At 40.6% G+C, this 26,155-nt stretch carries 27 protein-coding genes; 22 read left to right on the top strand and 5 right to left on the bottom strand.

Annotated features, from left to right (window positions below; all coding sequences use genetic code 11):
* Window position 1 precedes the first annotated feature (1 nt).
* The 12 genes from B7708_RS04195 to B7708_RS04140 all read left to right on the top strand — a co-directional run bounded on the left by B7708_RS04195 (window position 2) and on the right by B7708_RS04140 (window position 14,373).
* Entirely contained in the window at window positions 2-1,225 is a 1,224-nt protein-coding gene (locus B7708_RS04195; RefSeq protein ID WP_007517506.1) for an FtsW/RodA/SpoVE family cell cycle protein, read from the top strand.
* 10 nt (window positions 1,226-1,235) lie between these two features.
* Window positions 1,236-1,790, top strand: a complete 555-nt coding sequence (locus B7708_RS04190; protein ID WP_084973975.1) for a DJ-1 family glyoxalase III — start codon at window positions 1,236-1,238, stop codon at window positions 1,788-1,790.
* Between the two features lie 83 nt (window positions 1,791-1,873).
* Window positions 1,874-2,437, top strand: a complete 564-nt coding sequence (locus tag B7708_RS04185) for an HAD-IA family hydrolase (RefSeq protein WP_326845895.1) — start codon at window positions 1,874-1,876, stop codon at window positions 2,435-2,437.
* Between the two features lie 13 nt (window positions 2,438-2,450).
* Complete coding sequence (gyrB, locus tag B7708_RS04180) at window positions 2,451-4,397, top strand: DNA topoisomerase (ATP-hydrolyzing) subunit B (protein ID WP_000134070.1); 1,947 nt, start codon at window positions 2,451-2,453, stop codon at window positions 4,395-4,397.
* Window positions 4,398-4,477: 80 nt separating this feature from the next.
* Entirely contained in the window at window positions 4,478-6,205 is a 1,728-nt protein-coding gene (gene ezrA, locus B7708_RS04175) for a septation ring formation regulator EzrA (RefSeq protein ID WP_000064795.1), read from the top strand.
* A 105-nt stretch (window positions 6,206-6,310) separates the two neighbouring features.
* Window positions 6,311-7,702: a peptidoglycan-N-acetylglucosamine deacetylase PgdA gene (gene pgdA / locus B7708_RS04170; protein WP_084973971.1), complete on the top strand. Its 1,392-nt coding sequence runs from the start codon at window positions 6,311-6,313 to the stop codon at window positions 7,700-7,702.
* A gap of 81 nt (window positions 7,703-7,783) precedes the next feature.
* On the top strand, window positions 7,784-8,626 hold the full coding sequence (locus tag B7708_RS04165) for an aldo/keto reductase (RefSeq protein WP_084973969.1): 843 nt from the start codon (window positions 7,784-7,786) through the stop codon (window positions 8,624-8,626).
* Window positions 8,627-8,881: 255 nt separating this feature from the next.
* On the top strand, window positions 8,882-10,075 hold the full coding sequence (locus B7708_RS04160) for an AAA family ATPase (protein ID WP_084973967.1): 1,194 nt from the start codon (window positions 8,882-8,884) through the stop codon (window positions 10,073-10,075).
* Entirely contained in the window at window positions 10,075-10,764 is a 690-nt protein-coding gene (locus B7708_RS04155) for a hypothetical protein (protein WP_061587565.1), read from the top strand. Before B7708_RS04160 ends, B7708_RS04155 begins: the two co-directional genes overlap by 1 nt.
* 137 nt (window positions 10,765-10,901) lie before the next feature.
* Window positions 10,902-11,819 carry a glycine--tRNA ligase subunit alpha gene (gene glyQ / locus B7708_RS04150; RefSeq protein WP_084973965.1) on the top strand — a complete coding sequence of 306 codons (918 nt, stop codon included), beginning with the start codon at window positions 10,902-10,904 and terminating at the stop codon, window positions 11,817-11,819.
* A 211-nt stretch (window positions 11,820-12,030) separates the two neighbouring features.
* Window positions 12,031-14,067, top strand: a complete 2,037-nt coding sequence (gene glyS, locus B7708_RS04145) for a glycine--tRNA ligase subunit beta (RefSeq protein WP_084973963.1) — start codon at window positions 12,031-12,033, stop codon at window positions 14,065-14,067.
* A 48-nt stretch (window positions 14,068-14,115) separates the two neighbouring features.
* Window positions 14,116-14,373 (top strand): DUF896 family protein, encoded by a 258-nt coding sequence (locus B7708_RS04140; protein WP_000371290.1) that lies wholly within the window; start codon window positions 14,116-14,118, stop codon window positions 14,371-14,373.
* An 81-nt stretch (window positions 14,374-14,454) separates the two neighbouring features.
* Here B7708_RS04140 and B7708_RS04135 read toward each other — a convergent pair whose 3' ends face one another.
* The 3 genes from B7708_RS04135 to B7708_RS04125 are packed head-to-tail and all read right to left on the bottom strand — an operon-like array spanning window position 14,455 to window position 17,270.
* Complete coding sequence (locus tag B7708_RS04135) at window positions 14,455-15,699, bottom strand: NAD(P)H-dependent oxidoreductase (protein ID WP_084973961.1); 1,245 nt, start codon at window positions 15,697-15,699, stop codon at window positions 14,455-14,457.
* A 17-nt stretch (window positions 15,700-15,716) separates the two neighbouring features.
* A complete protein-coding gene (locus B7708_RS04130) occupies window positions 15,717-16,322 on the bottom strand; it encodes an NADPH-dependent FMN reductase (RefSeq protein WP_000915929.1) in 606 nt (201 codons plus the stop codon).
* A gap of 18 nt (window positions 16,323-16,340) precedes the next feature.
* On the bottom strand, window positions 16,341-17,270 hold the full coding sequence (locus B7708_RS04125) for an FAD:protein FMN transferase (RefSeq protein WP_084974010.1): 930 nt from the start codon (window positions 17,268-17,270) through the stop codon (window positions 16,341-16,343).
* A gap of 297 nt (window positions 17,271-17,567) precedes the next feature.
* Here B7708_RS04125 and nox point away from each other — a divergent pair, with 297 nt between their 5' ends.
* The 3 genes from nox (at window position 17,568) to pdxT (ending at window position 20,556) form a co-directional block, all read left to right on the top strand.
* Window positions 17,568-18,947, top strand: coding sequence for a H2O-forming NADH oxidase (gene nox / locus B7708_RS04120; RefSeq protein ID WP_000036761.1), 1,380 nt, complete (start codon window positions 17,568-17,570; stop codon window positions 18,945-18,947).
* A 151-nt stretch (window positions 18,948-19,098) separates the two neighbouring features.
* Window positions 19,099-19,974 carry a pyridoxal 5'-phosphate synthase lyase subunit PdxS gene (gene pdxS / locus B7708_RS04115; RefSeq protein ID WP_084973959.1) on the top strand — a complete coding sequence of 292 codons (876 nt, stop codon included), beginning with the start codon at window positions 19,099-19,101 and terminating at the stop codon, window positions 19,972-19,974.
* Window positions 19,975-20,556, top strand: a complete 582-nt coding sequence (pdxT, locus tag B7708_RS04110) for a pyridoxal 5'-phosphate synthase glutaminase subunit PdxT (protein ID WP_084973957.1) — start codon at window positions 19,975-19,977, stop codon at window positions 20,554-20,556.
* 19 nt (window positions 20,557-20,575) lie between these two features.
* On the opposite strand, the gene trhA is transcribed toward pdxT, so the two are convergent.
* Both trhA and B7708_RS04100 read right to left on the bottom strand, forming a co-directional pair.
* A complete protein-coding gene (gene trhA, locus B7708_RS04105; protein WP_084973955.1) occupies window positions 20,576-21,223 on the bottom strand; it encodes a PAQR family membrane homeostasis protein TrhA in 648 nt (215 codons plus the stop codon).
* Entirely contained in the window at window positions 21,220-21,666 is a 447-nt protein-coding gene (locus B7708_RS04100; RefSeq protein ID WP_084973953.1) for a DUF1836 domain-containing protein, read from the bottom strand. The genes trhA and B7708_RS04100 overlap by 4 nt, the downstream gene beginning before the upstream one ends.
* A 134-nt stretch (window positions 21,667-21,800) precedes the next feature.
* On the opposite strand from B7708_RS04100, the gene B7708_RS04095 reads away from it, so the two are divergent.
* From B7708_RS04095 to trxB, 7 genes are all read left to right on the top strand, one after another.
* Window positions 21,801-22,295: a GNAT family N-acetyltransferase gene (locus B7708_RS04095; protein ID WP_084973951.1), complete on the top strand. Its 495-nt coding sequence runs from the start codon at window positions 21,801-21,803 to the stop codon at window positions 22,293-22,295.
* Window positions 22,292-22,807: a methylated-DNA--[protein]-cysteine S-methyltransferase gene (locus B7708_RS04090; RefSeq protein ID WP_084973949.1), complete on the top strand. Its 516-nt coding sequence runs from the start codon at window positions 22,292-22,294 to the stop codon at window positions 22,805-22,807. The genes B7708_RS04095 and B7708_RS04090 overlap by 4 nt, the downstream gene beginning before the upstream one ends.
* Window positions 22,808-22,819: 12 nt before the next feature.
* A complete protein-coding gene (locus B7708_RS04085; protein WP_007521452.1) occupies window positions 22,820-23,176 on the top strand; it encodes an arsenate reductase family protein in 357 nt (118 codons plus the stop codon).
* 156 nt (window positions 23,177-23,332) lie between these two features.
* Window positions 23,333-24,133: an amino acid ABC transporter permease gene (locus B7708_RS04080; protein ID WP_084973947.1), complete on the top strand. Its 801-nt coding sequence runs from the start codon at window positions 23,333-23,335 to the stop codon at window positions 24,131-24,133.
* Complete coding sequence (locus B7708_RS04075) at window positions 24,133-24,876, top strand: amino acid ABC transporter ATP-binding protein (protein WP_084973945.1); 744 nt, start codon at window positions 24,133-24,135, stop codon at window positions 24,874-24,876. Before B7708_RS04080 ends, B7708_RS04075 begins: the two co-directional genes overlap by 1 nt.
* A gap of 77 nt (window positions 24,877-24,953) precedes the next feature.
* The gene (locus B7708_RS04070; RefSeq protein ID WP_000926603.1) at window positions 24,954-25,178 is read left to right on the top strand and encodes a DUF4059 family protein; all 225 of its coding nucleotides are present in this window, start codon (window positions 24,954-24,956) and stop codon (window positions 25,176-25,178) included.
* 65 nt (window positions 25,179-25,243) lie between these two features.
* Window positions 25,244-26,155 carry a thioredoxin-disulfide reductase gene (trxB, locus tag B7708_RS04065; RefSeq protein ID WP_084973943.1) on the top strand — a complete coding sequence of 304 codons (912 nt, stop codon included), beginning with the start codon at window positions 25,244-25,246 and terminating at the stop codon, window positions 26,153-26,155.

Raw genomic sequence — 26,155 nt, 5'->3', positions numbered from 1 at the left:
TATGAAACGTTCCTTCGACTCACGAGTCGATTATAGCCTCCTCCTACCAGTGTTTTGTTTACTGGTGATTGGAGTAGTGGCCATTTATATAGCAGTTAGTCATGACTATCCCAATAATGTACTTCCAATACTAGGCCAGCAAATCGCTTGGATTTCCTTGGGCCTTGTCATTGGTTTTGTGGTCATGTTCTTCAATACCGAGTTTTTATGGAAGGTGACTCCCTATCTTTATGGTCTAGGGCTAGCTTTGATGGTCCTACCTCTTGTTTTCTACAATCCGAGTTTGGTAGCTTCTACAGGTGCCAAAAACTGGGTATCAATTGGTGGAACGACACTCTTTCAGCCATCGGAGTTCATGAAGATTTCCTATATCTTGATGTTGGCTCGAGTCATCGTACAATTCACTCAAAAACACAAGGAATGGCGACGAACTATTCCCTTGGATTTCCTATTGATTGGTTGGATGATCGCCTTTACCATCCCAGTCTTGATCCTCTTAGCCCTACAAAGTGACTTAGGGACTGCCTTGGTCTTTGTAGCTATTTTTGCAGGCATGGTTCTCCTTTCAGGTGTTTCGTGGAAGATTATCATCCCTGTTTTTGCGACAGGAGTGACTGCAGTTGCAGGCTTCATGGCCATCTTTATAAGCAAGGATGGACGTGCCTTCTTGCATCAGATTGGAATGCCAACCTACCAGATCAACCGCATCTTGGCTTGGCTCAATCCCTTTGACTTCGCGCAAACAACGACTTACCAACAGGCGCAGGGACAAATTGCGATTGGAAGTGGTGGCTTGTTTGGACAAGGTTTTAATGTGTCCAATCTCCTCATTCCAGTACGTGAGAGTGATATGATTTTCACGGTGATTGCTGAGGATTTTGGCTTCATTGGTTCGGTCTTTGTCGTTGCCTTGTACTTACTTCTCATCTATCGGATGTTGAAGATTACTCTCAGGTCAAATAACCAGTTCTACACCTACATTTCGACTGGTTTTATCATGATGTTGCTCTTCCATATCTTTGAAAATATCGGTGCCGTGACAGGCTTACTTCCTTTGACAGGGATTCCTCTGCCTTTCATTTCTCAAGGGGGCTCCGCAATTATTAGCAACCTCATTGGTGTCGGTCTCCTCTTATCTATGAGTTACCAGACCAACCTAGCGGAGGAGAAAAGTGGAAAAGTTCCATTCAAACGAAAGAAAGTCGTCCTAAAACAAATCAAATAAGGAGGCCACTATGTCAAAAGTAGCAGTTATTTTAGCCCAGGGTTTTGAAGAAATTGAAGCCTTGACAGTAGTTGATGTCTTGCGTCGAGCAAACATTTCATGCGATATGGTAGGATTTGAAGAGCAGGTGGCAGGATCACATGGCATTCAGGTAAAAGCCGACCGTATCTTTGATGGTGATTTGTCCGACTATGACTTGCTAGTTCTTCCAGGAGGCATGCCAGGCTCAGCTCACCTACGGGATAATCAAGCCCTCATTTCTGAGATTAAAGCCTTTGACCAAGCTGGAAAGAAAATTGCAGCCATCTGTGCAGCTCCAATCGCCCTCCATCAAGCAGGTGTTTTGAAAGAAAAGTACTTCACCTGTTATGACGGTGTTCAGGAGAACATCAGTGATGGAATTTATCAAAAGCAAACAGTGGTTGTGGATGGCAATCTAACAACCAGCCGAGGACCGTCAACTGCCCTTGCCTTTGCCTATGAGTTGGTAGAGCAATTGGGAGGAGATGCTGAAAGTTTACGAGACGGCATGCTCTATCGAGATGTCTTTGGAAATCAACAGTAAGACGAGAGTTCGGCTCTCGTTTTTGCTTGGAAAAATCTAGGAAATCATCGCTTTTTTCATAAAAAAATGGTATAATGAAGGGTATGAAATATCACGACTATATATGGGATTTAGGTGGTACCCTATTGGATAATTATGAGACTTCTACAGCAGCCTTTGTAGAAACCTTAGCCCAATACGGAATAGAGCAAGAACACGACCGTGTTTACGAAGCCTTGAAGGTTTCGACAGCTTTTGCCATCGAGAAGTTTGCCCCAAACATCGAGGATTTTTTAGAAAACTACAAAGAAAATGAAGCGCGTGAGCTAGAGCACCCAGTCTTGTTTGAGGGAATTCCTGAGTTACTCAAAGACATCTCTGACAAGGGTGGTCGTCATTTTTTGGTTTCTCATCGAAATGACCAAGTGCTAGAACTTCTTGCCAAGACCCAGATAGCGAACTACTTCACAGAAGTAGTGACTGCCAGTTCTGGCTTTAAACGGAAACCAGATCCTGAGTCCATGATTTATTTACGTGATAAATATCATATTACATCTGGTTTGGTCATTGGTGACAGAAATATTGATGTAGAAGCAGGTAAAGCTGCTGGCTTAGATGCCTATCTTTTTAATAACGTTGCGACATTGAGACAAGCAATAGACATGTAAGAAAAGGGAAAAAATGACAGAAGAAATCAAAAATCAACAGGCACAGGATTACGATGCCAGTCAAATTCAAGTTTTGGAGGGCCTGGAAGCCGTTCGTATGCGTCCAGGTATGTATATTGGATCGACTTCAAAAGAAGGTCTTCACCATCTAGTCTGGGAAATCGTTGATAATTCAATTGATGAAGCCCTGGCTGGATTTGCCAGTCATATCCAAGTCTTTATTGAGCCAGATAATTCCATCACTGTTGTGGATGATGGTCGTGGAATTCCTGTTGACATTCAGGAAAAGACAGGACGTCCCGCTGTTGAGACCGTCTTTACAGTTCTTCACGCTGGAGGAAAATTCGGCGGTGGTGGATACAAGGTTTCAGGTGGTCTCCATGGGGTGGGTTCATCCGTAGTAAACGCCCTTTCTACTCAACTAGATGTTCATGTCCACAAAAACGGTAAGATTCATTACCAAGAATACCGTCGTGGTCATGTTGTTGCTGATCTTGAGGTGGTTGGAGATACGGATAAAACGGGAACAACTGTTCACTTTACACCAGATCCAGAGATTTTTACAGAAACAACGACCTTTGATTTTGACAAATTAAACAAACGTATTCAAGAACTAGCCTTTTTGAACCGAGGTCTTCGAATCTCCATCACAGATAAGCGTGAAGGTCTCGAACAGACTAAACATTACCACTATGAGGGTGGGATTGCTAGCTACGTTGAATATATCAACGAGAACAAGGATGTTATCTTTGATACACCAATCTACACAGACGGTGAGATGGATGATATCACAGTTGAAGTAGCCATGCAGTACACAACTGGTTACCACGAAAACGTCATGAGTTTCGCCAATAACATTCACACCCATGAAGGTGGTACGCATGAGCAAGGTTTCCGTACAGCGCTGACACGTGTTATCAATGATTATGCTCGCAAAAATAAATTGCTAAAAGACAATGAAGATAACCTAACAGGGGAAGATGTCCGCGAAGGTTTGACAGCAGTTATCTCAGTTAAGCATCCAAATCCGCAGTTTGAAGGACAAACCAAGACCAAACTGGGGAATAGTGAAGTAGTTAAGATTACCAATCGCCTCTTCAGTGATGCCTTTTCTGATTTTCTCATGGAAAATCCACAGATTGCTAAGCGCATCGTGGAAAAAGGGATCTTGGCTGCCAAGGCTCGTGTAGCTGCCAAGCGTGCGCGTGAAGTCACTCGCAAGAAATCTGGCTTGGAAATTTCCAATCTGCCAGGAAAACTAGCGGATTGTTCTTCGAACAATCCTGCGGAAACAGAACTCTTTATCGTTGAGGGAGACTCAGCTGGTGGGTCAGCTAAATCTGGTCGTAACCGTGAATTCCAAGCTATCTTGCCAATTCGTGGTAAGATCTTGAACGTTGAAAAAGCTAGCATGGATAAAATCCTTGCAAACGAAGAAATTCGGAGTCTCTTCACGGCTATGGGAACAGGATTTGGTGCAGAATTTGATGTCACTAAGGCTCGTTACCAAAAACTCGTTTTGATGACCGATGCCGATGTTGATGGAGCCCACATTCGAACCCTCTTGTTAACCTTGATTTACCGCTACATGAAACCAATCTTAGAAGCTGGTTATGTTTATATTGCCCAGCCACCGATTTATGGGGTTAAAGTCGGAAGTGAGATTAAAGAATACATCCAGCCAGGTGCAGATCAAGAAATTAAACTCCAAGAAGCCTTAGCACGTCATAGTGAAGGGCGTTCAAAACCAACCATCCAACGTTATAAAGGTTTGGGAGAAATGGATGACCACCAATTGTGGGAAACAACCATGGATCCAGAACATCGCTTGATGGCGCGTGTTTCGGTAGATGATGCTGCCGAAGCAGATAAAATCTTTGATATGTTGATGGGTGACCGAGTTGAACCTCGCCGTGAATTTATCGAAGAAAATGCCGTTTACAGTACCCTTGACGTCTAAAAAATGTGGGAAATAGTTCCCATGACCTAAAAAATATGATATAATCAATACGATTGTTTCTAGTATAAAAGGAGTTTGATATGTCTAATGGACAACTAATTTATCTAATGGTTGCGATTGCAGTCATTTTGATTCTGGCTTATGTAGCGGCAATCTTCCTACGTAAGCGTAATGTAAGTAGATTGACGGCCCTCGAAGAAAGAAAAGAAGAACTCTACAACCTTCCTGTAAATGATGAGGTTGAAGCGGTTAAAAACATGCACTTGATTGGTCAAAGTCAGGTAACCTTCCGTGAATGGAATCAAAAATGGGTTGATTTATCCCTTAACTCATTTGCTGATATTGAAAATAACCTGTTTGAGGCTGAAGGCTACAATAATTCTTTTCGCTTTTTCAAAGCGACTCACCAAATCGATCAAATCGAAAGTCAAATTGATTTAATTGAAGAAGACATTGCGGCGATTCGCAATGCGCTTTCAGAGCTTGAAAAACAAGAGTCTAAGAATAGCGGACGTGTTCTGCATGCTTTGGACTTATTTGAAAATCTGCAACATACCGTAGCAGAAAATTCGGAACAGTATGGTAAAGCCCTTCCTGAAATTGAGAAACAATTGGAAAATATCCAGTCAGAGTTTTCTCAATTTGTAACCTTGAACTCTTCAGGTGACCCAGTTGAAGCTGCAGCAATTCTTGATTCAACTGAAAATCATATTCTCGCTTTGACACATATCGTTGATCGTGTTCCATCTCTCGTGAAGACTTTGTCAACAGAACTTCCAGAACAATTGGAAGATTTGGAGGAAGGCTACCGTAAACTCTTGGATGCTAATTATCACTTCACTGAAACGGACATCGAGTCACGCTTCCAACTTTTACATGAATCCTTGAAAAATAATCAAGAAAACATCCGCCAGTTGGAATTGGATAATGCAGAGTATGAAAATACACAAATCCAAGAAGAGATTAATGCGCTCTACGATATCTTCACGCGTGAAATAGCTGCCCAAAAAGTCGTTGAAAGTCTCCTTTCAACGCTTCCAACCTACCTCAATCACTTGAAAGAAAATAATCAGGTTTTGGTTCAAGACCTTGAACGCTTGAATAAAACTTATCTTCTCCCAGAAAGTGATGGGAACCATGTCCGCCGTCTTCAAGCTGAATTGTCAGGGCTTGATACAGCGATCACAGAGGCAACTGAAGATCAGACAGAACCTACTCAAGCCTACTCGGTTTTAGAGGAGCAGCTTAGTTCACTTCAAAGTAATCTAAAAGACATTGAAGACGAACAAGTTTCTGTTAGTGAACGCCTAGCTCAAATCGAAAAAGATGACATCAATGCTCGTCAAAAAGCAAATGTCTATGTGAACCGTTTGCATACTATCAAACGTTACATGGAGAAGAGAAACTTGCCGGGTATTCCTCAAAGTTTCTTGAAACTTTTCTTTACTGCAAGCCATAACACAGAAGATCTGATGGCAGAGTTAGAACAAGCACAAGTTAATATTGAATCAGTTAAACGAATTCTTGAAATTGCGACCCATGACATGGAGGCTCTTGAAACAGAAACCTACAATATTGTTCAATACGCGACTTTGACGGAGCAACTCTTGCAGTATTCAAACCGTTACCGTTCATTTGATGAGCGTATCCAGCAAGCTTTCAATGAAGCACTTGAAATTTTTGAAAAAGAATTTGACTACAAGGCATCATTTGAGAAAATTTCTCAGGCCTTGGAAGTTGCAGAACCAGGAGTCACAAATCGCTTTGTTTCTTCTTATGAAAAAACACGTGAAGCGATTCGCTTCTAATACCTGAAAAGCTTAGATCATCTAGGCTTTTTATTATTTATTTCAAAAATAGAAGAATATCGATTTATCATTGAAATTATAGTTCTGATTTGATATGATGGAGGTATGAAGAAAAATAGAGAGAAGCGTGTTTCCCACGATAAAAAGAGAAATGTATTACTGGTTTTAGTAGGTATTTTAAGTCTTGCTATGCTCTGCCTAGGTGGCGTGATTGGTTACAAGATTTTGCAGAAACAGTCCTATGAACAGAAAATTGAAACCTTAAAAAATGAAAAAGATCAACAATTCAACGTAGGCAGTCAGAGAGACCATTTCCGAAAAGGTCAAGCTGAAGTGATTGTCTACTATCCTCTTCAAGGAGAGGAAGTCATTGAGCCTGTGAGAGAAAAAATCAACCAGGATATTAAAGAAAAGCTGGAAGATAAAGAAGATTTGGTCTTTTATTATACCGAGCAATTGGATTCTGTTTTAAAGGGAGTTGTTGCTCGTAATATCAGTAAGCAAGTTTACGATTTGTCTGCAGCAAAGGTTGAAGAAAAAGAAAAAACGTCTTTAGGAAAAGTTTTCTTGACTGAAGATGGGAAAACTTTTGATCTGAGTAAACTTTTCAAGGATGCTAGCAAGGCTAAGGAACTCCTGCTGAGACAAATCAAATCAACCCTAGAAGATAAGAAACTTGACCAGACAAAAATGGATCAGGTTCTAAAAAACTTCACAGACCAAGATTTGTCGTCATGGAGCTTTGATTATAAAGATAGTCAACTCATCCTTTATCCAGCTGACCAAGTGGAGACTCTGGAGGAAATTGCTTTACCAATATCCAGTTTCTTTGATGTGTTGGAGTCCTCTTATCTATTAGAAAAGGATGCTGAGCTTTACCAAGCTTACTTTGCTCAGAAAAATAAAAAAGTTGTAGCCTTGACCTTTGATGATGGTCCAAATCCATCTACAACTACGCAAGCTTTGGATACATTAGCTAAGTACAATGTAAAGGCGACTTTCTTTGTACTTGGTAAAAACATTGCTGGCAATGAAGATCTTCTGAAACGAATGAAATCAGAAGGACATGTTGTGGGAAACCATAGCTGGGATCATCCCGTTCTTTCCAAATTGTCTCTTGAAGATGCTAAAAAACAAATCACGGATACGGAAGATGCCTTGACCAAGGTTTTAGGTTCGAGTTCTAAACTTATGCGACCTCCTTACGGAGCGATTACAGATGATATTCGTAATAGTCTGGATTTGAGTTTTATCATGTGGAATGTAGATAGTTTGGACTGGAAGAGCAAGAATGAATCTGCTATTTTAACAGAGATTCAGCATCAAGTTCGTAATGGATCGATTGTTCTTATGCATGATATTCATAGCGCTACAGTTAATGCTCTTCCAAAGATTATAGAATATCTGAAAGAGCAAGGTTATACATTTGTGACTGTTCCGGAAATGCTTAATTCTCGCTTGAAAGCTCACGAAATGTATTATGACCGTGATCAATAATTGTTAAAATCTAAAGGAGCAAGTATTCTGATAATCAGGACTTTGTTTCTTTAGATTTTCTTCACATAGAAAGGAAAAACGATGAAATCTTACACCCTCAATAATGGAGTTTCAATTCCTGTTCTAGGATTTGGAACATGGAAGGCTGAAAATGGAGAGGTGGCTTACCAAGCTGTTTTAGAAGCTTTAAAGGCTGGTTATCGTCATATCGATACTGCGGCTATCTATCAAAATGAGGAGAGCGTTGGCCGTGCTATACGAGATAGCGGTATTCCACGTCAAGAAATCTTTGTAACGACCAAACTCTGGAATACCAATCACAGCTATGAAGAAGCTCGCCAAGCTTTTGAAGAATCAATGGAAAAACTGGGCTTGGATTATCTAGATTTGTACCTTATCCATTGGCCAAATCCAAAACTACTAAGAGAAAATGACGAATGGAAAACTCGCAATGCTGAAGTCTGGAGAGCGATGGAGGATCTTTACCAAGAAGGCAAAATCCGTGCTATCGGCGTTAGTAATTTCCTTCCCCATCATTTGGACGCCTTGCTTGAGACAGCAAGAGTCATTCCAGCGGTTAATCAGGTGCGCTTAGCGCCAGGGGTTTATCAAGAAGAAGTAGTTGCCTACTGTAGAGAGAAGGGAATTCTCCTAGAGGCTTGGGGGCCTTTTGGGCAAGGAGAGTTGTTTGATAAGAAAGAAGTCCAAGAAATTGCTGCAAAGCATGGGAAATCAGTAGCTCAAATCGCCTTGGCTTGGAGCTTGGCAGAAGAGTTTTTACCTCTACCCAAGTCAGTGACAGCCTCTCGCATCCAGAGCAATCTTGACTGTTTTGGGATTGAACTCAGTAAAGAAGAGCGAGAGGTCCTAAAGACTATCTCAGTGATTTCTGGCGCACCTCGTGTGGATGAGATGGATTTTTAGAAAGTAAGAAAAAGAATTGTAAATTTTCTCTCTTTCTGATATAATAATCAACAAGAAAGAAAGTCTTATGGCGTTCTTCAAGCGAGCTTGGGATAGTGGGAGCCAAGTAGGACAAGGTAAGGAACTGGCGCTTTCTGTTGTATTTTAAAAAACAATGAAGTAATAAATTAGGGTGGAACCGCGTTTCTGACGCCCCTAGGTCGCTTGACTTAGGAGTAAAGACACGGTTCTTTTTCGTGTTTACGGAGATATAGAATGGATATAACATATAAATTTTTAGATAATCCAAAAGAAATTAACCTTTCTATTGAAGGGTTTTCAGTCCTTTATGGTGATAATGGTGTTGGAAAAACTAGAATATTAAGAACATTAAGTTCAATTGCAAATTTAAAGAAAATAAGTTCAAGTGTTTTAGAATTATTAGAAAAAAATAATTTAGAATATATAAAAATTAATAATGAATCAATATTGAGCATATTTGATGGCGAGAATAGAGAAAATAAATTAGCTGATAACTTATATGATAATTTTATTAATGATCATTCAGATGCATTTAAAGATTTGTGTATTGTATTCTCTGAAATTATTAACCAAAATAGATTTGTGCCTTTTTTTCCAATTTCAAAATTTGTTGGATATAGCAGGAGATTAGAGAGAATATTAGAAAGAGGAACTAGAAGGAATCTATATCAGGAAATCAGCATGTTAATAAATGGGATTACACATTTATTACGAGAAATTGAAAGATCTGTTAGAAATATAGATATTGATGTTGAATTTGATATGGAATTGATTAATCTATCTAAAGATATCTTAGAGTATATCAGTTGGAATTTTGATAATTATAAATTTAAAAATAGTTTTAGAAGTGAAATCAGTGAGTCTCTAAATGAAAATTTCTTCTCTGAACCTTTATTTCAAAATAAAAATTCAAAATATATTTCTCCTGAATTGAGTGAGTTTAAAGCCGCGGAATCTCTTATGACACAAGAGCTTTTAATTGCCAAACAAAATTGTGCTAATTATAAATTAAAGTGTTCTTATGATGCTGAGGCCACAGAATATATCAAAGATATCACATATTATATAGAAAGATTAGCGTTACTTAATGACTTTTTGGCTAGATACTCTAACATTAAACTAGAAGTGAATATGGAAAATTACTCTAGTTTAATTGCAAAGAAAAACGGGGATGAAATTGAGTTGAGTTTTTTATCATCTGGAGAACAACGATTAATTACCCTACTAGCTAATTGTATTTTTAGTGATGAGAAGATTATTTTGATTGATGAACCGGAAATATCTCTTTCAATAAAAAATCAAAGTAAATTAATGCTTGATATGAGTAATATATTAAAGAAGGCTAATAAAACATTGATAATCGCTACTCATGCACCATATATATTTAAGGCGTGTAAAGAATTAGGATTTAATAGGGTTGAACTATAATGAGAAAAGATTCAAATATAGATATTAGCTTAGATACGATTATTGATCCGGAAATAGAGAATGAGTTAAGTACAAATTCTATTGTTATTTATGCTGAAGATCCAGAATTCTATAGATATTATGTGTCTCCAAGTTCGATGGTTAGCATGGAAAAGTTAGATTGTATTGAGGTCCGTAAGTTAGTTAAAAGAGCTACAAGTGGAGTGATAGGTATTGTGGATGGAGATTTTGATGATAGTTTTGAACATGAAAATTTATTTAAACTAGATTATTACTCTATTGAAAATGTGGTGTTAATTTACCATAAAGGAGTACAAAAATTAAAAGAAAAAACACTAGTTTATTTAGAGAATAATTTAGAAAAAAAATTTAGAATCGATCATACGAGTGATGGTGAAAATATCACAATTAGAAAATCTTCCAGAATAGATTCAAGATTTGATGATTATGTGAGAAGAAAAATAATAGATAAAGATAGTTATATTAGATATATGGACTTGAAAAATTTTGTTAATGGTTTTAGTAGTAAAAATTATCAAAGCACTCTACCAACACAAGTAAAATTTGAAGAATTGTTTTCACAAGACTCGTTCGAAAGATTTGTTGAAGTTTTTACTAAATTTTGTGGAGATACTGATGATATAATTATGGATTATCCGCAAATATTTGATTTTTCTTTTCGTACATAGTTATAATTAAAGAAATTTTTATTAATTAGCGTAAAAAAATTTCAACAGTTTCTTTGAAATTAGTAATTTATTCTTGTCTAGTATGATTGACTAGGCAGACTCGTGTCGCAAGTAATTTATAAAAAAAGGAGTAAATAATGTCTAAAAAATTGACTTTCCAGGAAATCATCCTTACTTTGCAACAATTTTGGAATGACCAAGGTTGTATGCTCATGCAGGCTTATGATAATGAAAAAGGTGCGGGAACAATGAGTCCTTACACTTTCCTTCGCGCTATCGGACCTGAGCCATGGAATGCGGCTTATGTAGAGCCATCACGTCGTCCTGCTGACGGTCGTTACGGGGAAAATCCTAACCGTCTTTACCAACACCACCAATTCCAAGTAGTTATGAAGCCTTCTCCATCAAACATCCAAGAACTTTACCTTGAGTCTTTGGAAAAATTGGGCATCAATCCATTGGAACACGATATCCGCTTCGTTGAAGATAACTGGGAAAATCCATCGACTGGTTCAGCTGGTCTCGGTTGGGAAGTTTGGCTTGATGGGATGGAAATCACTCAGTTCACTTATTTCCAACAAGTTGGTGGATTGGCAACTGGACCTGTGACTGCGGAAGTTACCTATGGTTTGGAACGCTTGGCTTCTTACATTCAAGAAGTCGACTCTGTCTATGATATCGAGTGGGCTGATGGTGTAAAATACGGAGAAATCTTTATCCAGCCTGAGTACGAGCATTCAAAATATTCATTTGAAATTTCGGACCAAGAAATGTTGCTAGAAAACTTTGATAAGTTCGAAAAAGAAGCTGGTCGTGCTTTGGAAGAAGGCTTGGTTCACCCTGCCTATGACTATGTTCTCAAATGTTCACACACTTTTAACTTGCTTGACGCCCGTGGTGCCGTATCCGTAACTGAGCGCGCGGGCTATATCGCTCGTATCCGTAACTTGGCCCGTATCGTAGCTAAGACCTTTGTCGCAGAACGCAAACGCCTAGACTACCCACTTTTAGATGAAGCAACACGAGCTAAACTCTTAGCAGAAGACGCAGAATAAAGAGAGTGACAAATTACGAAAATGGGCGAACAGAGTGAGCCCTGAGCCAGTTGCCGCAGTGATGACGGTCTCCTTAGTGAAGCTAAGGAGACTAGGCAAAATTGGAGATTTTCGGCTCCAATTTTAGCAATGAAACAACGAAGTTGGTTGCTTGCGTGCCAATCACATAAGGCAAACTGGAAAATAAAAAGATACTTTTCGGAGAAATAACATGACAAAAAACTTATTAGTAGAACTCGGTCTTGAAGAGTTACCAGCCTACGTAGTAACTCCAAGTGAAAAACAACTAGGCGAAAAAATGGCAGCATTTCTCAAAGAAAATCGCCTGTCTTTTGAAGCCATTCAAACCTTCTCAACACCACGTCGTTTGGCTGTTCGTGTGACTGGGCTTGCAGACAAGCAATCTGATTTGACAGAAGATTTCAAGGGACCAGCAAAGAAAATCGCCTTGGATAGTGATGGAAACTTCACCAAAGCAGCTCAAGGATTTGTCCGTGGAAAAGGCTTGACGGTTGAAGATATTGAATTCCGTGAAATCAAGGGTGAAGAATATGTCTATGTTACCAAGGAAGAAGTGGGCCAACCAGTTGAATCCATTGTTCCAGGTGTAGTAGACGTCTTGAAGTCACTAACTTTCCCTGTCAGCATGCACTGGGCTAACAACACTTTTGAATATATCCGCCCTGTACACACTTTGACTGTTCTTTTAGATGAAGAAGAGTTTGATTTGGATTTTCTTGATATCAAGGGCGGTCGTGTAAGCCGTGGCCATCGTTTCTTGGGGAAAGAAACTAAAATTCAGTCAGCATTGAGTTACGAAGAAGACCTTCGTGCTCAGTTTGTAATCGCAGATCCACGTGAACGTGAGCAAATGATTGTTGACCAAATCAAGGCAATCGAAGCTGAACATGGTGTACGTATCGAAATTGATGCTGACTTGCTGAATGAAGTCTTGAACTTGGTTGAATACCCAACTGCCTTTATGGGAAGTTTTGATGCTAAATATCTTGAAGTTCCAGAAGAAGTTTTGGTGACTTCGATGAAAGAACACCAACGTTACTTCGTTGTTCGTGATCAAGATGGCAAGCTCTTGCCAAACTTCATTTCAGTCCGTAACGGAAATGCAGAGCATTTGGAAAATGTCATCAAGGGGAATGAAAAAGTCCTAGTTGCCCGCTTGGAAGACGGAGAATTCTTCTGGCGTGAAGACCAAAAATTGGTCATTTCAGATCTTGTTGAAAAATTGAACCATGTGACCTTCCACGAAAAGATTGGTTCTCTTCGTGAACACATGATTCGTACGGGGCAGATTGCCATTCTCTTGGCAGAAAAAGCTGGTTTGTCAGTGGATGAAACAGTTGACCTAGCGCGTGCAGCAGCTATTTACAAGTTTGACTTGTTGACGGGGATGGTTGGTGAGTTTGATGAGCTCCAAGGTATTATGGGTGAGAAATATGCCCTTCTTGCTGGGGAAACTCCAGCAGTTGCAGCTGCTATTCGTGAACACTACATGCCTACATCAGCTGACGGAGCTCTTCCAGAGAGTAAGGTGGGAGCCATTCTAGCCATTGCAGACAAATTGGATACGATTTTGAGTTTCTTCTCAGTTGGCTTGATTCCATCAGGTTCTAATGACCCTTACGCCCTTCGTCGTGCAACTCAAGGTGTAGTTCGTATCTTGGATGCTTTTGGTTGGCACATTGCCATGGATGAGTTGATTGATAGCCTTTACACTTTGAAATTTGACAGCTTGACTTATGGAAATAAAGCAGAGGTCATGGACTTTATCAAGGCTCGTGTTGATAAGATGATGGGTTCAACTCCGAAAGATATCAAGGAAGCAGTCCTTGCAAGTTCGAACTTTGTCGTGGCGGATATGTTGGAAGTAGCAAGTGCTCTTGTAGAAGCAAGCAAGGAAGAAAACTTCAAACCGTCTGTCGAATCTCTCTCTCGTGCCTTTAACTTGGCTGAGAAGGCAGAAGGCTCTGACGCGGTTGATCCTGCTCTCTTTGAGAATGAAGAAGAAAAAGCCTTGGCAGAAGCAGTAGAATCACTCATTTTGTCAGGAACTGCAAGTCAGCAATTAGAACAACTCTTTGCGCTTAGCCCAGTTATTGATGCTTTCTTTGAAAATACCATGGTAATGGCTGAAGATCAGACTGTTCGACAAAATCGCTTGGCTATCTTGTCGCAATTAACCAAGAAAGCCGCTAAACTTGCACGTTTCAATCAAATTAATACCAAATAAAAAATAAAATCTGTTAAACGGATTAAACCTTATCACAAAGGAGAAGAAATGGATCCGAAAAAAATCGCTCGTATCAACGAGCTTGCCAAAAAGAAAAAAACAGAAGGCTTAACTTCTGCTGAAAAAGTGGAACAAGCTAAACTTCGTGAGGAGTACATCGAAGGCTATCGTCGTTCTGTTCGTCACCACATTGAAGGAATTAAAATTGTGGACGAGGAAGGAAATGACGTCACACCAGAAAAACTACGTCAGGTACAACGTGAAAAAGGTTTGCACGGCCGTAGTATAGATGATCCTAACTCATAAAATGAAAGGGGGTTGTAGATGATTTACATTCCCCTTTTCTGTTGTAATAAAAAAGGAGCCATTTGGCTCCTTTTTGGTTTCTTAGTTGCTTGCACCAGAAGTAGCGTCAGCGCCACCACCGTGGCCTCCAGCGTCACCTGAATCAGAAGCGCCAGAAGTGGCATCAGCGTCTCCATGGCCTCCAGCAGCAGGAGCGAATGGACCGCTACCACCTACCAAACGTTGACCAGTTTCTTTTAGGTACCAGTCAAGCCATGGTTGGAAGTTAAAGACGATTTCATTGATACCAGCGTATGATCCATCAGGATAGTACATAGCTTGGTAGTTGTGAGTGTTGATAACACCTGCAGGAGAACCTGGAACGATCGTACGGACGTATTCTTGGTTTCCGTTGCGAAGTGTTCCGATAACCCACTCTACATTCTTCATACGTGCGGGTGGAAGAGAGTTATGAACAGTCGACATGCGGTTACCTGATTGAGGTGGTACACGTTTGGCAAACATGGTGTCTGGATCTTGGTGAGCGTTGTTGTAGTAGAGGAATTGGTTATTATCGTCAGCGTATGTCAATTCAAATGGCATAGCTTTCAAGAACATATCAATTTGGTTAACTGTCAGGATACCGTGGTCCAGTTTGACATAGGTATCACCAGAAACAGCTCCAGTGATTGCAGCAACTTTTTCTACCCATTCTGGATCGTCAGGATCAACTTCTGTAATGGTTGTAGCAATTGGTTTTCCACAATCCAAGTCTTCTGGTTCGATTGGTTTTGGTTTTTTCAATTTCGAAACGACTCCTACGTATTTTACAAAGTTATCTAAGCAAGTTTCAAGGAATTTAACAGTGCCTTCGTTGGTGATGTTTCCATTGTTATCAAAAGCTTCTTTGGCTTTACCAAGAAGGAACTCATTTCCTGGAAGTGTGTAGGCATTGACACCTGGAGCGTCAAGGATCTTACGAAGGTGAACTTGGGCACGTGAAGTTCCTTGGTCGTAGTATGATGCTCCCACAATCATAACAGGTTTGTTTTCAAATGGATGAACTTCGTATGAAAGCCATTCAAGTACAGATTTGAGTGAAGCTGAGATAGTGTGGTTGTGCTCAGGAGTGGCGATAATGACACCATCAGCACGTGTAATCTTGTTGTACAAGAATCGCAATTGGAAACTTTCGTCCCATTTTTCGTCTTGGTTAAACATTGGAACTTCGTCGATTTCAAGGACTTCTAATTCAAATTTGAATTTGAAATTGCGACGGATAAATTCCAAGAGTTTGCGGTTATATGATTGATCGTAGTTTGATCCAACAAGTCCAACAAATTTCATTCTTTCGGTCTCCTATCTTACAAATTTTCCCAGTCAAATTCTTCAGCGTCTTTGCGAAGCAATTCTTGTGCATTGCGCAATTTTTCAGTAATCTTCACAAAGATACGGAAGTCATCAAAGATGGCATCCAATTTCTTGATGACATCAAGGTCAACCAAGTCGCCACTTGGGTTAAATGCTTGAAGAGAGTGTGAGAGCAAGAATTCATCCGGAAGAACATTTGCCTTGATTTCAGGAGCATTCAAGATTTGACGAAGTTGCAATTGGGCACGAGAGGAACCAAGTGTACCGTATGAAGCACCAGTGATCATGATTGGTTTGTTCAAAAGTGGGTAGATACCATAAGATAGCCAAGCAAGAGCGCTCATCAAAACTGCAGGGATAGAGTGGTCGTACTCAGGAGTACCGATAATCACACCGTCAGATGCTTCAATTTTAGCTGCAATTTCAAGAATTTCAGCAGGAAGAAGTTTATCTGCTGGTTTGTTGAAAACAGGGATGTCCTTGATTTCAACGAGTTCAATTTCAGCTTTATCAGCAAAGTGTTTTTGCATGTATTGGAGCAATTGGCGGTTTGTAGAACGTTTAGAGTTCGTTCCAACAATGGCAATAAGTTTTAGCATGAGATTTCCTTTCTCTTTTTACATAATACAATTTTGAAGGCCTGAAGAACAAGCAAGGCGTCCCTCTTTGTCGATGAGGATGGCTTCAATCCCATCTATACTTTCGACTTGCCAGAGGATAGAAGCGCTTCGTTCTCCGAAAAGGCGTGTTGTCCATATCTCACCATCAACGGATTTATCAGAGACAATCGTTAGGCTAGCAAGATCGGTTTCGACAGGGAATCCTGTCTCACTATCAAAGATATGGTGATAGTCTTTTCCATCTACTGTCAGGTGTCGTTCATAGATACCTGAAGTGACAACGGATTTGTTAGAAGCAGGGATAGTTAGGAGATGATTGCCACGCGGATTTCGCGGATCTTGAATACCGATTTGCCAGGCATTCCCTTCTTTGGCTTGGTTATTCCCGATAGTGAGGATATTTCCTCCGAGATTGATCAAGGCAGAGGTGACACCGTGTTTTTTCAAATACTGGGCAACCTTATCTGCACTATAGCCCTTGGCTAAACAACCTAAATCAAGCTTCATTCCTTTCTTCTCTAAATAGACAGTAGAGCTAGTCGGATCCAACTTGATAAAATGCGGGTCAACTAGAGGCAAGACAGCTTCGATTTCGTTTAACTCTGGAAGCCGTGCATCTGCAAATCCGATTCGCCAGGTTTGAATCAAGGGACCAATACTGATATTGAGATGGCTAGAGGGAGCTAGGCTATGCTCTAGTCCAAGAGCAATCAGTTCAAATAGGTCAGGATGAACCTTGACAGGCGCAATTCCAGCCTGGTAGTTGATTTCCATCAGTTCGGATTCTTGACTGTTGGCGTTGAAGCGGTATTCGAGCTCCTTGAGCAAGTCAAAGGCTCCTTGAAGTAGGCAATCAGCCCGTTCATCTACTAATGAAATCGTGATAGTTGTTCCCATTAGCCGTTCAGAACGTGAACGAAGAGGCAAGCTACCAACTCCTTTCTTCTTGTAGGAAATCATTCAAGATAAGTTAGATTAATAGAAAATTTAACCCCTTACATTTTCTTTCCATGTATCTAGCATACCATAAAGTCAGCGTTTTCACAAATAAATTTTAACAAAAGTCAAGAAATATGCTTAAAAATTGGAAGGAAATGAAACAAACAATATAATAAAGAATAATTTTTTCTGAAAAAAAGAGAATTCCAAGCAAATACCTTGTAAACGCTAACAGTAAATGATATACTAGGAGGGTAAATTAAATTTTAAAGGTGGAATTATTCTATGAGTAAAATCGTTGTAGTTGGTGCTAACCACGCTGGTACAGCATGTATCAACACTATGTTGGACAACTTTGGACATGAAAATGAAATCGTTGTATTTGACCAAAACTCAAATATTTCATTCCTTGGTTGTGGAATGGCGCTTTGGATCGGGGAACAAATTGATGGCCCAGAAGGTCTCTTCTACTCTGATAAAGAAAAATTGGAAGCAAAAGGTGCTAAAGTGTACATGAACTCACCAGTTCTTTCAATTGACTACGATAACAAAGTTGTGACAGCAGAAGTTGAAGGTAAAGAACACAAAGAGTCTTATGATAAATTGATCTTTGCTACTGGTTCAACTCCAATCTTGCCTCCAATCGAAGGTGTTGAAATCGTTAAGGGCAACCGCGAATTCAAAGCAACTCTTGAAAATGTACAATTTGTTAAATTGTACCAAAACGCTGAAGAAGTTATTGAAAAACTTGAAGATAAGAGCAAACACCTTGAGCGCATTGCCGTTGTTGGTGGTGGTTACATCGGTGTTGAGCTTGCTGAAGCTTTCGAGCGTCTTGGAAAAGAAGTAGTGCTTGTAGATATCGTAGACACTGTCTTGAACGGCTACTATGACAAAGACTTCACTCAAATGATGGCGAAGAACTTGGAAGACCACAACATCCGCTTGGCTCTTGGTCAAACAGTTAAAGCTATCCAGGGTGACGGCAAAGTAGAACGCTTGGTGACAGACAAAGAAACATTTGATGTGGATATGGTTGTTCTTGCAGTTGGTTTCCGTCCAAACACAGCTCTTGCTGACGGTAAAATTGAACTCTTCCGCAACGGTGCCTTCCTTGTAGACAAGAAACAAGAAACTTCAATCCCAGGTGTTTATGCAGTAGGTGACTGTGCGACTGTTTATGACAATGCTCGTAAAGACACTAGTTACATCGCGCTTGCTTCAAACGCTGTACGTACTGGTATCGTTGGTGCTTATAACGCTTGTGGACATGAATTGGAAGGAATCGGTGTACAAGGATCAAACGGTATCTCTATCTACGGTCTTCACATGGTTTCGACTGGTTTGACTCTTGAAAAAGCTAAAGCTGCTGGTTACAACGCAACTGAAACAGGCTTTAACGATCTTCAAAAACCAGAATTTATCAAACATGACAACCACGAAGTTGCCATCAAGATTGTCTTTGACAAAGACAGCCGCGAAATTCTAGGTGCGCAAATGGTATCTCATGACGCAGCTATCAGTATGGGAATCCATATGTTCTCACTTGCTATCCAAGAGCATGTGACAATTGACAAGTTGGCTTTGACAGACTTATTCTTCTTGCCACACTTCAACAAGCCATACAACTACATTACAATGGCTGCACTTACAGCTGAAAAATAGAAATGGATGAACTATCTGGCCTTAACTGAAGGTCAGGTAGTTTTTTTGTCAATCTGTACCCAGACAAATATTATTTTTCTATCTTGTACTTCACTCTGTTCTGACTTAAAATGAAATGGTAGCTACCAATACAAATGATGAGGAAAAAGAAATGACTGAAAATCGTTATGAACTAAATAAAAACTTGGCACAGATGCTCAAAGGTGGGGTTATCATGGACGTTCAGAACCCTGAACAGGCTCGTATCGCAGAGGCTGCTGGTGCGGCAGCTGTTATGGCCTTGGAGCGAATTCCAGCTGATATTCGTGCAGCTGGAGGAGTTTCCCGTATGAGCGATCCAAAGATGATTAAGGAAATCCAAAAAGCGGTCAGTATTCCAGTGATGGCCAAGGTCAGAATCGGGCATTTTGTTGAAGCTCAGATTTTAGAGGCTATTGAGATTGACTATATCGATGAGAGTGAAGTGCTGTCTCCAGCTGATGACCGTTTCCATGTGGACAAGAAAGAATTCCAAGTTCCTTTTGTCTGTGGTGCTAAGGATTTGGGTGAAGCCTTGCGTCGTATCGCTGAAGGAGCTTCTATGATTCGGACAAAAGGAGAACCGGGTACAGGAGATATCGTCCAAGCTGTTCGACATATGCGTATGATGAATCAAGAAATTCGACGGATTCAAAACCTACGCGAAGATGAACTCTATGTGGCTGCAAAGGACTTGCAAGTTCCTGTTGAATTGGTCCAATACGTCCACGAACATGGAAAATTACCAGTTGTCAACTTTGCAGCCGGAGGTGTTGCAACACCAGCAGATGCTGCTCTGATGATGCAATTGGGGGCAGAGGGCGTCTTTGTCGGTTCAGGTATTTTCAAGTCAGGAGATCCTGTTAAAAGAGCAAGTGCCATTGTCAAAGCGGTGACCAACTACCAAAATCCTCAAATTTTGGCTCAAATCTCTGAAGATCTAGGGGAAGCCATGGTTGGTATCAATGAGAATGAAATCCAAATTCTCATGGCTGAGCGAGGAAAATAGATGAAAATCGGAATATTAGCCTTGCAAGGTGCCTTTGCAGAGCATGCAAAAGTGTTAGATAAATTAGGAGTCACTGGTGTCGAAATCAGAAATTTAGATGATTTTCAGAAATATCAGAGTGACTTGTCCGGTTTGATTTTGCCTGGTGGAGAATCTACAACCATGGGCAAACTCTTGCGTGACCAGCAGATGCTGCTTCCCATCCGAGAAGCTATTTTATCTGGACTCCCAGTCTTTGGAACCTGCGCCGGTTTGATTTTGCTGGCTAAGGAAATCACTTCTCAGGAAGAAAGTCATCTTGGAACCATGGATATAGTGGTTGAGCGCAATGCTTATGGACGCCAACTAGGAAGCTTCTATACAGAGGCAGAATGTAAGGGAGTTGGCAAGATTCCCATGACCTTTATCCGTGGACCGATTATCAGCAGTGTTGGAGAGGGTGTAGAAATTCTAGCAACAGTTGATGATCAAATCGTTGCTGCGCAAGAAAAAAATATGCTGGTAACTTCTTTTCATCCAGAATTGACAGATGATGCTCGCTTGCACCAGTATTTTATCAATATGTGTAAAGAAAAAAGTTGAGAAAAGATTCTCAACTTTTTTACATGTAATAAACAATAGCGATGTACTGAAGTGCAGACGCAGCTAGGATAAACAGATGCCAAATCATGTGGAAATAAGGTTTTTTCTTAGCGTAAAATCCAGCTCCAACTGTGTAACAGAGCCCACCAGTTACCATAAGACTCCAGAAAATTGGTGTTGTTTGACTAATAATGGCAGGAATGATAGCTAGAACCAACCAGCCCATAATCAGGTAAAGCGCAAGGCTGAATTTCTCATTGACCTTTTTAGCAAAGATTTTATAGAGGATGCCAAAGATGGTCGTTCCCCACTGAATGGCAATGATCAGATAGCCAAACCAGTTATTCATCAAAGTCAAGACGACGGGCGTATAAGAGCCTGCGATAGCCACATAAATCATAGAATGGTCGATGATTCGCAAGACGTATTTGTGGGTCGAACCATAGGCCATAGAGTGGTAAATGGTTGACGAGAGGAACATGAGAAATAGACTGATAACAAAGATTGAAACACCAAAAGATGATAAAAATCCGTGTGCTTCATAACTATAAGTGGACGAAATAGGGAGTAAGATGAGCATGACGACTGCACCGACAGCATGGGTCACGCTATTAGCAATCTCCTCTCCAAAACTGAGTTTTTTACTGAGCTTTAGGCTGGTGTTCATTGGATTTCCTCCTTTTCTTTGATAAGGATTAAGTCTAGAGTTTGATGATAGAGTTTAACCGTTTGACAGCTAGTTTGGATAATAGGATTTTCTGGATCAATCCCATGGTTCATATAGTCCACAAAAGCATCGTAGAGCTGGTCTGAGCTCGCTTGAGTTTGCAGAGTATTAAGTGTTTGAGCGATTTCTTGGATCGAAAAGACAGACTTGAGAGTAGTGATGGCAATCAAACGGGCAATTTGTTTGCGTTGGTATTTTTTCTTATCTGGCTTTGTTAGGTAACCATGTTTGACATAATTATTGACCATGGATGCTGTTAGACCCTTGTCCTTATCTGGAGAGATAGGGGCGCAGACTTGATTGACATAAAGTAAAACCTGATCCAGATAGAGGTCAATGTTTGGAATGTCTTCCCATTTTGGGTAGGAAAAGTTAGAATTCATTTCCAACTTCTTTTTATCTAGTTTCGATAACTAGATTATAAAATAATAAAAAACAAAAGTCAAGTTTCAACTGCTTGTAGAAAGTTTTAAATTATGCTATGATGAGAGAAAATAGTTAGAAATGAGGGGAAAAGATGGAGATTCGTTTAGCTTTTCCAAACGAAGTAAATGCGATTATGCAGGTGATGGAGGATGCCAAAAAGTGCTTAGCTGAGTCTGGTAGTGACCAGTGGCAAAATGGCTATCCAAATGCCGACATCATTATTGACGATATCATCTCTGGTCAAGCCTATGTGGCCTTGGAAGAAGGAGAACTGCTAGCCTATGCTGCTGTGACCAAGAGCTCAGAGAAAGCCTATGAAGCCATTTATGAAGGAAGTTGGCAGGGGGGAGAGTCAGAATATCTGGTCTTTCACCGTATCGCTGTGGCAGCAGATGTCCAAGGACAAGGTGTTGCTCAGACTTTCCTAGAAGGCTTGATTGAAGGTTTTGATTATCTAGATTTTCGTTCAGATACGCATGCAGAAAACAAGGTCATGCAGCATATTTTTGAAAAGCTAGGATTCCAGCAGGTCGGTAAGGTTCCAGTTGACGGGGAACGTTTGGCCTATCAGAAATTAAAAAAATGAAGCAGAAAAAGTACGCAAAAATGCTCTACCCGTCGCCAATTGGAACCCTGTCCTTGGTTGCCGACGAGCAATATCTGTATGGCATTTGGGTACAGAACCAAACTCATTTTGAGAGGGGATTAGGGGATGAAACGATAGAAGAAGTTGGTAGCCATCCTGTATTAGAGCAAGTTATTTCCTATTTAGATACCTATTTCGAAGGCAGTGTTCAGGATCTATCTGACTTACCTTTGGCTCCTATTGGAACAGATTTTGAAAAGCGGGTCTGGGCTTACTTACAGGCCATTCCTTATGGTCAAACAGTAACTTACGGACAAATAGCTCAAGACCTGCAAGTGGCTTCTGCCCAAGCGATTGGCGGAGCAGTGGGACGTAATCCTTGGTCCATACTCGTTCCCTGTCATCGTGTGCTGGGGTCAGGCAATCGCTTGACAGGCTATGCATCTGGAGTCGAAAAGAAAACCTGGCTCTTGCAACATGAAGGTGCAGCATTTCAAGAAAATAAAGAATAGAAAGAAAAGAAGATGTTAGAATTTATCGAATACCCAAAATGTTCAACTTGTAAGAAAGCAAAAAATGAATTGGATCAACTTGGACTGGAATACCAAGATGTCCACATCGTAGAAGAAACACCAAGTGAAGACGTGATTTTGAACTGGTTGGAAACTTCCGGTTTTGAAGTGAAACAATTTTTCAATACCAGCGGGATCAAATACCGTGAACTGGGCTTGAAAGATAAGGTGGGAAGTTTGTCAAAACAAGAAGCAGCCAAGCTTCTAGCGAGTGATGGTATGTTATTGAAACGTCCAATTTTGGTGGAGAATGGTGCTGTTAAACAAATCGGCTATAGAAAAACCTATGAGGACTTAGGTTTGAGATAGTTTTTATTTATCTCCTTGATAGGTAAAATATATAGCCTCCCTGTTTTAAAGTGTGATAAACTAGAAGATAGACAAAGTCTGAGCAGCCCGTAGCAAATAATTTGCTTGCGAGCAGAAGTATGATAGAATGAATCATTATCAGGAGAGGATGTTTTTATGACTGTTACAACATTTTTAGCATCAGATTGGTACCAAAGTTTGATGCAGCTCATTCCGGATGGTAAGCTCTTTAGCTTGCGTTCGGTCTTTGATGGAATTCCAAGGATTGTCCAGCAACTGCCTACAACCTTGATGTTGACGCTTGGAGGTGCACTCTTTGGTTTGCTACTTGCCTTGATTTTTGCCATTGTTAAGATCAATCGTGTTAAGATTTTATATCCCTTGCAGGCCTTTTTCGTCAGCTTCTTAAAAGGTACCCCAATCCTAGTTCAACTTATGTTGACCTACTACGGAATTCCTTTGGCACTGAAAGCTATCAACCAACAATGGGGAACTGGTTTCAATATCAATGCGATTCCAGCAGCACTTTTTGCGATTGTGGCCTTTGCTTTTAATGAGGCGGCTTATGCAAGTGAAACGATTCGTGCGGCCATCCTTTCTGTTAATCCAGGTGAAATTGAGGCGGCGCGTAGTCTGGGTATGACGCAAGCGCAAGTTTATCGTCGCGTGATTATTCCAAATGCAGCGGTGGTAGCGACGCCAACTTTGATTAATTCTCTTATTGGTTTGACCAAGGGAACATCTCTAGCCTTTAGTGCGGGTGTTGTCGAAGTTTTTGCTCAAGCTCAGATTTTGGGTGGAGCGGATTACCGCTATTTTGAGCGCTTCATCTCCGTAGCCCTTGTTTATTGGGTAGTCAATATCGGAATTGAAAGCCTCGGTCGTTTCATCGAGAGAAAAATGGCTATTTCTGCACCTGATACAGTGAAAACAGATGTGAAAGGAGACCTTCGTTAATGATTAAGATTTCGAATTTAAGCAAATCCTTTTCAGGACAGACAGTCTTGAATCATCTGAACTTGGATATCCAAAAAGGTGAGGTAGTGGCTTTGATTGGTTCATCTGGAGCTGGGAAATCAACCTTTCTTCGAAGTTTAAACTATCTTGAAACTCCAGATAGTGGAACGATTCAGATTGACAATTTTAAAGTTGATTTTTCTCAGATTAACCAAGAAGAGATTCTAACCCTTCGTCGCAAGTTGTCTATGGTTTTCCAACAGTTTAATTTGTTTGAACGCCGAACAGCCCTTGACAATGTAAAGGAAGGTTTGGTTGTCGTTAAAAAATTATCAGACGAGGAAGCAACAAAAATCGCCAAGGAAGAGTTGGCTAAGGTTGGACTTTCTGACCGTGAAAACCATTACCCTCGCCATTTATCAGGTGGACAAAAGCAACGGGTTGCCCTCGCGCGTGCGCTTGCTATGAAACCAGATGTCTTGCTCTTGGACGAACCCACTTCAGCCCTTGACCCAGAGTTGGTCGGTGAAGTAGAAAAGTCTATTGCAGACGCTGCCAAGTCAGGTCAGACCATGATTTTGGTTAGTCACGATATGTCTTTTGTAGCCCAAGTGGCAGATAAGATTTTGTTCCTAGATAAGGGGAAAATCATCGAGTCAGGTACACCAGATGAAATCATCAATCATCCGAAAGAAGAACGAACAAAAGAATTCTTCGCTAGTTACAAACGGACTTATATTTGATATAATAGTAAAAGGAAAACTCAGTTAGGTGGACTAGCTGAGTTTACTCTTTAAAAAAGATAGAAACGAGAGAGATCATGCTGCTGCAACTGTTTTCTTTATATTTCGAGAGTTTGATCTTAACGACCATTCTCGTCGTGATTTTTTTAGGGATTTGGATTGGATTGCGAGCTATGTCTGGCGTGGACAAGACAGCCAAAGCTCGCCAAGCCCATCTCTATGATATGATTATGATTGGAGTTTTGGTCGTTCCGGTGTTATCCTTTGCCGTCATGAGTTTGCTCTTGGTTTTCAAGGCATAATTCTTGCGTGACTAGCAAGAATGAGTTAGACTAAAGATAGTTACAACAAGAAAGAAGGAATCGAAATGTACGATACGATTATTGTCGGTGCTGGACCTGCGGGAATGACCGCTGCCTTGTATGCCGCTCGAAGCAATCTGAAAGTGGCTTTGATAGAAGGTGGTCTGCCAGGTGGGCAAATGAATAACACATCTGACATTGAAAACTATCCAGGTTATGCCAACATCAGTGGACCTGAATTGGCTGAGAAGATGTTTGAACCACTTGAAAACCTTGGAGTGGAGCATCTTTATGGCTATGTTGAAAATATTGAAGATAAGAGTGACTATAAAAAGGTAATCACTGATGATCAAGTTTATGAAACCCGTACTGTCATCGTGGCAACTGGATCTAAACACCGTCTCTTGGGTGTCCCCGGAGAAGAAGAGCTGAACAGTCGTGGTGTTTCTTACTGCGCAGTCTGTGATGGAGCTTTCTTCCGTGACCAAGACTTGCTCGTAGTCGGTGGCGGAGATTCAGCAGTAGAAGAAGCCCTCTTCTTGACACGCTTTGCCAAGACTGTCACTATTGTTCACCGTCGCGACCAACTTCGTGCCCAAAAAGTTTTGCAAGACCGTGCCTTTGCAAATGAAAAAGTCAACTTTATCTGGGACTCTGTGGTCAAGGAAATCAAAGGTGACAATCGAGTAGAATCTGTCGTTTTTGAAAATGTAAAAACAGGTCAAGTAACAGAGCAAGCCTTCGGAGGTGTCTTTATCTATGTTGGTTTGGACCCTGTTAGCGATTTTGTTAAAGAATTGAATATTCAAGACCAGGCAGGCTGGATTGTGACAGACAATCACATGAAGACTACAGTTGATGGTATCTTTGCGGTTGGGGATGTTCGCCAGAAAGACCTTCGTCAAGTGACAACAGCAGTTGGAGATGGGGCTATCGCTGGTCAAGAAGCCTATAAATTTATCACAGAACATAGTTAA

Source organism: Streptococcus oralis subsp. dentisani (assembly GCF_002096615.1).
GTDB classification, from domain to species: Bacteria; Bacillota; Bacilli; order Lactobacillales; family Streptococcaceae; genus Streptococcus; species Streptococcus oralis_U.
The sequence above is the reverse complement of the archived record's forward strand: the minus strand, read 5'-3'. Positions and strand labels throughout refer to the sequence as shown.